The following is a 6,360-nucleotide window of genomic DNA, read 5'->3' on the forward strand; positions in this document are numbered from 1 at the left end:
CCGCCATCACAGACGATGTGGTCGAGGCGGCCCGAAGCACCCTCGTCATCGGTGCCACGTAGCACTGGAGAACCGTGCCAATCAGCGCCGGAGGTCACATGCAAGCCTATCAGCGACCGCGATCTGGCCGAATACATCGTGGCCTGCCTGACCGATGACACCTGCTGGAACCGCGTGCTGCCCATCGGCGGACCGGGCGAGGCGATTACCCCTCGCCAACAGGGCAAAGCCTTGTTCGCCATGTTGGGCCAGCCGCCGCGCTTCCGCTCGGTTCCGCTCGCGATCCTCGATACCATCGGCACCGCGCTGGGGCTGTTTGGCAAGGTCATTCCGGGGCTGGCAGCGAAGGCTGAACTGGCCCGTATCGGGCGCTATTATGCCAGCGAGTCCATGCTCATGCTTGATCCCGAAACCGGGCGCTACGACGCTGCGGCAACCCCTTCAACCGGCACCGACACCCTGTTCGCATACTACCGTGCCGTAATCGATGGCGCCGCAACGCCCGAACGCGGGGATCATGCGGTATTTTGATCCCACGTTTTTACTGGAAACGATTATAGTTGATTGCTATTGATCGTTTTGAGAACATTGGGAGAGCGCGCTTGGGCTCGGGCGCAACAATCGTCATCGATCTTGGTAAGACACTGAGCAAGGTCAGCCTGTGGGATGCGGGCGGACGTGTGCTGGATCGTCATGTTCGCGCGAACATTCCGTGTGAAGCAGGGGGAATACGCCGTCTTGATGCTTCGGCCATCGGCCAATGGCTGCTCGAAACGCTTGGGCGCTTTGCGGCTGTGCCGGTTTCGCGGATCGTGCCGGTGGGCCACGGGGCGGGCGTCTGCGCACTGATTGACGGCGCGCTGGCTTTCCCACCGCTCGATTACGAACAACCGATCCCTGACGCCGTTCTGGCAGCCTATCGCGCGCAGCGTGATCCCTTCGCGCAGACCGGATCGCCTGCCCTACCCGATGGCCTGAACTTCGGCAGCCAGCTTTACTGGCTGGACCAGTTGCACCCAGACATCATGAAATCCGCCACCCTGCTGCCGTGGGCGCAATACTGGGCGTGGTTCCTCACCGACGCGGCAGTGAGCGAAGTTACCAGCCTTGGCTGTCATTCGGACTTGTGGTGCCCGCAAGCTGCCGACTTTTCGCCCATGGCAAAGCGCCTAGGCTGGGCAAGCCGCTTTGCTCCGCTGCGGCACGCAGGCGATGTCGTGGGCACGCTTCGGCCAGAGATCGCCGCCGCAACCGGCCTTTCGCCCGATGTTCAGGTGCTGGCGGGCCTGCACGATTCCAACGCCGCCCTGCTGGCCGCGCGCGGATTTGCCGAGATTGCCGACAACGAAGCCACCGTGCTGTCCACTGGCACCTGGTTCATCGGAATGCGCCTTCCTGCCACTCCGGTTGACACCGCTACCCTGCCCGAAGCGCGTGATTGCTTGGTCAATGTGGACGTTCACGGACGGGCGGTGCCTTCTGCCCGGTTCATGGGCGGGCGCGAGATCGAGACGCTGATCGAGATCGATACCCGCCGCGTGGATATCAAGCCGGATCAACCCGCGCTGCTCGCCGCCGTGCCCGAAGTGCTGCGCCAGGGCCGCATGATCCTGCCCACGCTGATGCGCGGCTTCGGGCCATATCCGCAAGGGTGCTTTGGCTGGATCAACCGGCCAGAGGATTGGTTCGAACGCCGTGCGGCGGCCTGCCTCTATGCCGCGCTGGTTGCCGATACCGCACTGGACCTGATCGGCGCATCTGAGCGACTGCTCGTGGAAGGCCGCTTTGCCGAAGCGGAAGTCTTCGTCCGGGCGCTGGCATCGCTCAGGCCTGATATGACCGTTTACACCGCCAACGCGCACAACGACGTATCGTTCGGCGCACTGCGGCTGATCGACCCCACGCTGACACCGCAAGGCCACTTGGTCCGTGTGCAACCGCTTGACGCCGACCTCGATACTTACCGCAACCGCTGGCAGGCCGAGGTTGCCGCCTCTGCCGAAAGAACCGCCGCATGATCGCCGCTTCGATCCCCGATTTCCGCGAACTCGCCCGCCGCCGCCTGCCGCACTTCCTGTTCGAATATATCGACGGCGGATCGTACAGCGAAACGACGCTGAAGCGGAATGTCGAGGATCTGCGCGACATTGCCCTTCGCCAGCGCGTGCTGCGCGATGTGTCGGGCCTCGACCTTTCCACCGAACTGTTCGGCCAAAAGCTGCGCCTGCCCGTTGCGCTCGCCCCCATCGGGCTGGCGGGCATGAATGCGCGGCGGGGTGAATGTCAGGCCCTGCGCGCAGCGGAAACTGCGGGGATTCCGTTCACGCTGTCCACGGTGTCGGCCTGCTCGCTTTCCGAAGTGGCAAAGGCGGCGACGCAGCCCTTCTGGTTCCAGCTTTACATGACGCGCGACCGTGGGTTCGTGCGCGAATTGTTGCAGGAAGCGGTGGAACTGCGATGCTCGACGCTGGTGTTCACGGTGGACATGCCGGTTCCGGGCAGCCGCTATCGCGATTACCATTCGGGCCTTGCCGGAGCTGCGGGCATGACCGGCGCGATCCGCCGCACTTTCCAAGGCGCCATGAAGCCGCGCTGGGCTTGGGATGTGGGCGTGATGGGCCGCCCCCATGCGCTGGGCAACGTGGCGCGCAAGCTGGAAGGCAAGACCGGGATCGAGGATTTCTTCGCGTGGATGCGCGAGAATTTCGACAGCTCGATTTCGTGGCGCGATCTCGATTTCATCCGCTCGGAATGGAAAGGGCCACTGGTGATCAAGGGCCTGCTCGATGCCGAAGACGCGGTGGAAGCCGCAAATCTTGGCGCAGACGGGATAGTGGTTTCCAACCACGGCGGACGGCAACTGGATGGCGTGCCGTCCACCGCGCGCGCCCTGCCCGCTATCGCCAATGCCGTGGGTAACCGGTTGACTGTGCTGGCCGATGGCGGCGTGCGGTCCGGCCTTGATGTGGTGCGACTGCTGGCGCTGGGCGCCAAAGGCGTGCTGCTGGGCCGGGCTTGGGTATTTGCGCTGGCCGCGAATGGGCAGGCCGGGGTCGAACACATGCTGCGCCTGATCGAGGCGGAAATGCGGGTCGCCATGACGCTGACCGGCGTAAAGACCATCAGCGAGATCGACAGCTCGATACTCGTAAAGCCATAAAAACAAGGGACAGGATCGATGGGCGCGAACCCCGCATTGGGCGTACTTTTCCACTGGATCGGGGGCTTTTCCTCGGCCAGCTTCTATGTGCCGTACAAGCGTATCAAGCTGTGGTCCTGGGAAGTGTTCTGGCTGGCGGGCGGGCTGTTTTCGTGGCTGATCGCCCCGTGGTTCTTCGCTTCGGTCCAGACCAACGACCTGCTCGGCGTGCTCTCCGCCACGCCGCGCGAAACGCTGATCTGGTGCTGGTTCTGGGGCGCAATGTGGGGATTTGGCGGGCTGACGTTCGGTCTCACCATGCGCTATCTAGGCCTGTCGCTCGGCATGGCGGTGGCACTGGGCCTCACCACCGTGATCGGCACAATGGGGCCGCCGATCTTCGAAGGCACACTGGGCCAGATCGCGGCGACGACCAGCGGCAAACTCACCCTGTTCGGCATCGTCATCACGCTGGTCGGCATCGTGGTGGTTGCCCGCGCGGGCAGCGCCAAAGAGGCGGACCTTGGCGGTGCGCAGTCTGAAGGCGTGGCCGAGTTCAACTTGCGCAAGGGCCTGCTGATCGCCACCTTCTCGGGCATAATGTCAGGCTGCTTTGCATGGGGCCTTGCCGCCGGGCAGCCGATCCGTGATCTGACGCTGGCCGCCGGAACCGATCCGCTCAGCCAAGGGCTACCCGTGCTCTGCGTGGTGCTGGCAGGCGGGCTTACGACCAATGCGCTGTGGTGCGCGTACCTGCTGTGGAAGAACCAGAGCTTCGGCCAGTTCTTCGGTGCAGCCTCAACCGATGCCGCCCCAGGAGAAAAGCCCAACCTCCTTGCCAACTGGCTGCTGGCGGCGCTGGGCGGCACTTTATGGTACGGCCAGTTCTTCTTCTACACGATGGGCGAAAGCCAGATGGGCGCTTATGGCTTTTCCTCGTGGACGCTTCACATGGCCTCGATCATCCTGTTCTCCACACTTTGGGGATTTGCGCTCAAGGAATGGGCCGGAGCCTCGGCCCGCACGCGCCGTCTGGTGTTCAGCGGAATCGGCCTGCTGGTGGGCGCTACCGTGGTGATAGGTGCTGGCAACATGCTCAGCGCCGGTGCATAAGCGCCGCGCAAGGGGAAGACTGGCAAAATGCACGCTGAGGAACGGGAACGACGGATATTCGAGGCGCTGCGCCCCACCGGCTTTGTCAGCTACCGCGATCTTGAAGTCCTGCTCGATGCCTCGCCTGCCACGATCCGGCGAGATCTGGCCCGGCTGGAAGACGCTGGCCAGATCGTGCGCGTCCACGGCGGGGCCAAACTGCCCGAGGGCGAGGACGCCAGCGCCCCGCGCCTGATGGGCACCCCGTTCGACCAGTCGATCACGCAGAACCTGTCTGCCAAACAGGCCATCGGCAAGGCCGCTGCCGCGCTCTGTACGCCCGGTGAAGGCGTGATGATCGATGGTGGCACCACCACGCTGCAGATGTGCCCACACCTTGACGGGCTGGGCCTGCAGGTGCTCACCAATTCGCTGCATATCGTCAACGCGCTGCTGCCACAGGCCGGCACGCGCATCCTGCTGCCATCGGGCGCGGTGTTCCGGGAACAGAACATCATCCTTGCCCCGGCGGGCGAGGAATCGATGCCCCGCTTCCACGCACCTCGTCTGTTCATGGGGGCTGCTGCCATCGGCGCGCAAGGTGTGATGCAGGCCGATCCCGTCCTAGTCGCCGCAGAACGCCGATTGATTGACCGGGCCGAGGACGTAATCCTGCTGGTGGACAGCAGCAAGTTCCGCAGCCAATCGGGCACCATCGTGTGCGGATTGGACGAGATCGACACGATCATCACCGACAGCGGTATCGCGCCCAAGACGGCGCAGGGTTTGCGTGACGCGGGGGTGAAGCTGGTGGTGGTTTGATTACCGCCCCTGATCCTTCATCGCAGCATAGGCCGCGTCGCGGGCTTCGGGTGAAAGGGATTGCAGATACTGGCTTGCTTGCCGAAAGGTCAGGAAAGCCGCTCCATCAACCATGATTGGCACCGTGCGGCCATTGTAAATCCGCCGCAGCAAACGCCGCTGCGGCCTGCTCAGCACATGATCATCTTCGGGGGTTTCCATTTTTTGCCCTATAGGACATGGCGTGGCGAAATCGCCATGGAAACCTGTGGTGGCAAAAGGGGAAACGATGACCGCTTCATTCACAGCAGAAGAATTGTGCGAGCACTTTGCCCACTGCGTTCAGATTCTTGGCGGAACAACCGCCGCTTCACGCCGCCTGGGCATAGATGAACGCGCGATCCGTCGCTTCATCTCTGGCGAACGGCCCGTTGGCCCCGGCCTTCTGAAAGACGCTGCAAAAGCGCTGCGTGTTCTGGCTGAAGAAGCAACGGCGGCAGAAGCGCGCATCACCGCTGCGGGGCTTGGCTGACAATCTAACCCGAATACCGCTTTACCAGCGCATCCGCTGCCGCGCAAACATCGGCCCAGGCCTGCTCGAAATCCTGCTCATCACCATAGTACGGATCGATCACCGCCGTGCCCTTGCGCCCCGGCACAAGGTCCATCAGCAGGCGCACTTCGGCAATGTGGCGCGATGGTTCGATGCGGCGCAGGTCTTTCAGGTTCTGCGGATCGAGCGCGAAGATATGGCCGAACTTGTGAAAGTCCTCATCCCGCACCTGCCGCGCACGATAGCCTGAAATATCAAGGCCGTACTTGCGGGCAAGCTCGACCGCGCGCGGATCGGGCGCGTGGCCGACATGCCAGTCCCCGGTTCCGGCAGAATCGATGGTGATGGCAACGCCAGCCTCCACCGCCCGCGCGCGCAGAGCCGCTTCGGCCAAGGGCGAGCGGCAGATGTTGCCAAGGCAAACGAACAGAACCGACGGTTGACTCACGGGATCACGATACCTCGCTGGCGCGGTTTCCCACGCTGATCAGAACCGGATCCTCTCCCGCACAGCAGCAAACACGTTACGTGACAGAATGTCCAGCCAATCTGGATGAATTGCCATAAGTCCGCCAGCCATCGCACCATTCCAGCGCCCTGCCCTGCATCCAATTGCACTTCGGGCCGCGTTCGCCTATGGGCCAAGAGAACGCCCCGGCGCTTGCGATGGATTCGCCTCCACCGCTGCCGGGGTTTTGTAATTCCGGCCGGGACTTAACGCCCGGCGCCGCGCAGGAAACACGATGATGTCTCGTCGCCGCCAGATCTACGAAGG

General features: G+C 63.3%; 7 protein-coding genes and 1 pseudogene. 6 read left to right on the top strand and 2 right to left on the bottom strand.

The genetic code is table 11. The annotated features are described in order from the left end of the window. From B7X90_RS17445 to B7X90_RS17465, 5 genes and pseudogenes are all read left to right on the top strand, one after another. Nucleotides 1-531, top strand: a pseudogene (locus B7X90_RS17445) (hypothetical protein); the annotation flags it as partial. Nucleotides 532-602: 71 nt separating this feature from the next. Beyond that, nucleotides 603-2,018 carry an FGGY family carbohydrate kinase gene (locus tag B7X90_RS17450; protein ID WP_292626660.1) on the top strand — a complete coding sequence of 472 codons (1,416 nt, stop codon included), beginning with the start codon at nt 603-605 and terminating at the stop codon, nt 2,016-2,018. After that, a complete protein-coding gene (lldD, locus tag B7X90_RS17455) occupies nt 2,015-3,160 on the top strand; it encodes an FMN-dependent L-lactate dehydrogenase LldD (RefSeq protein WP_292626661.1) in 1,146 nt (381 codons plus the stop codon). Before B7X90_RS17450 ends, lldD begins: the two co-directional genes overlap by 4 nt. An 18-nt stretch (nt 3,161-3,178) precedes the next feature. Beyond that, nucleotides 3,179-4,252 (top strand): L-rhamnose/proton symporter RhaT, encoded by a 1,074-nt coding sequence (gene rhaT, locus B7X90_RS17460; protein WP_292626662.1) that lies wholly within the window; start codon nt 3,179-3,181, stop codon nt 4,250-4,252. 27 nt (nt 4,253-4,279) lie between these two features. After that, nucleotides 4,280-5,053, top strand: a complete 774-nt coding sequence (locus B7X90_RS17465; RefSeq protein WP_292626663.1) for a DeoR/GlpR family DNA-binding transcription regulator — start codon at nt 4,280-4,282, stop codon at nt 5,051-5,053. On the opposite strand, the gene B7X90_RS17470 is transcribed toward B7X90_RS17465, so the two are convergent. Beyond that, entirely contained in the window at nt 5,054-5,254 is a 201-nt protein-coding gene (locus B7X90_RS17470) for a hypothetical protein (RefSeq protein ID WP_292626666.1), read from the bottom strand. A gap of 67 nt (nt 5,255-5,321) precedes the next feature. On the opposite strand from B7X90_RS17470, the gene B7X90_RS17475 reads away from it, so the two are divergent. Next, a complete protein-coding gene (locus B7X90_RS17475; protein WP_292626668.1) occupies nt 5,322-5,564 on the top strand; it encodes a helix-turn-helix transcriptional regulator in 243 nt (80 codons plus the stop codon). Between the two features lie 4 nt (nt 5,565-5,568). On the opposite strand, the gene B7X90_RS17480 is transcribed toward B7X90_RS17475, so the two are convergent. Beyond that, a complete protein-coding gene (locus tag B7X90_RS17480; RefSeq protein WP_292626670.1) occupies nt 5,569-6,033 on the bottom strand; it encodes a low molecular weight protein-tyrosine-phosphatase in 465 nt (154 codons plus the stop codon). Nucleotides 6,034-6,360 lie beyond the last annotated feature (327 nt).

Source organism: Novosphingobium sp. 17-62-19, assembly GCF_002256775.1.
In the GTDB taxonomy this organism is placed as follows: Bacteria; Pseudomonadota; Alphaproteobacteria; order Sphingomonadales; family Sphingomonadaceae; genus Novosphingobium.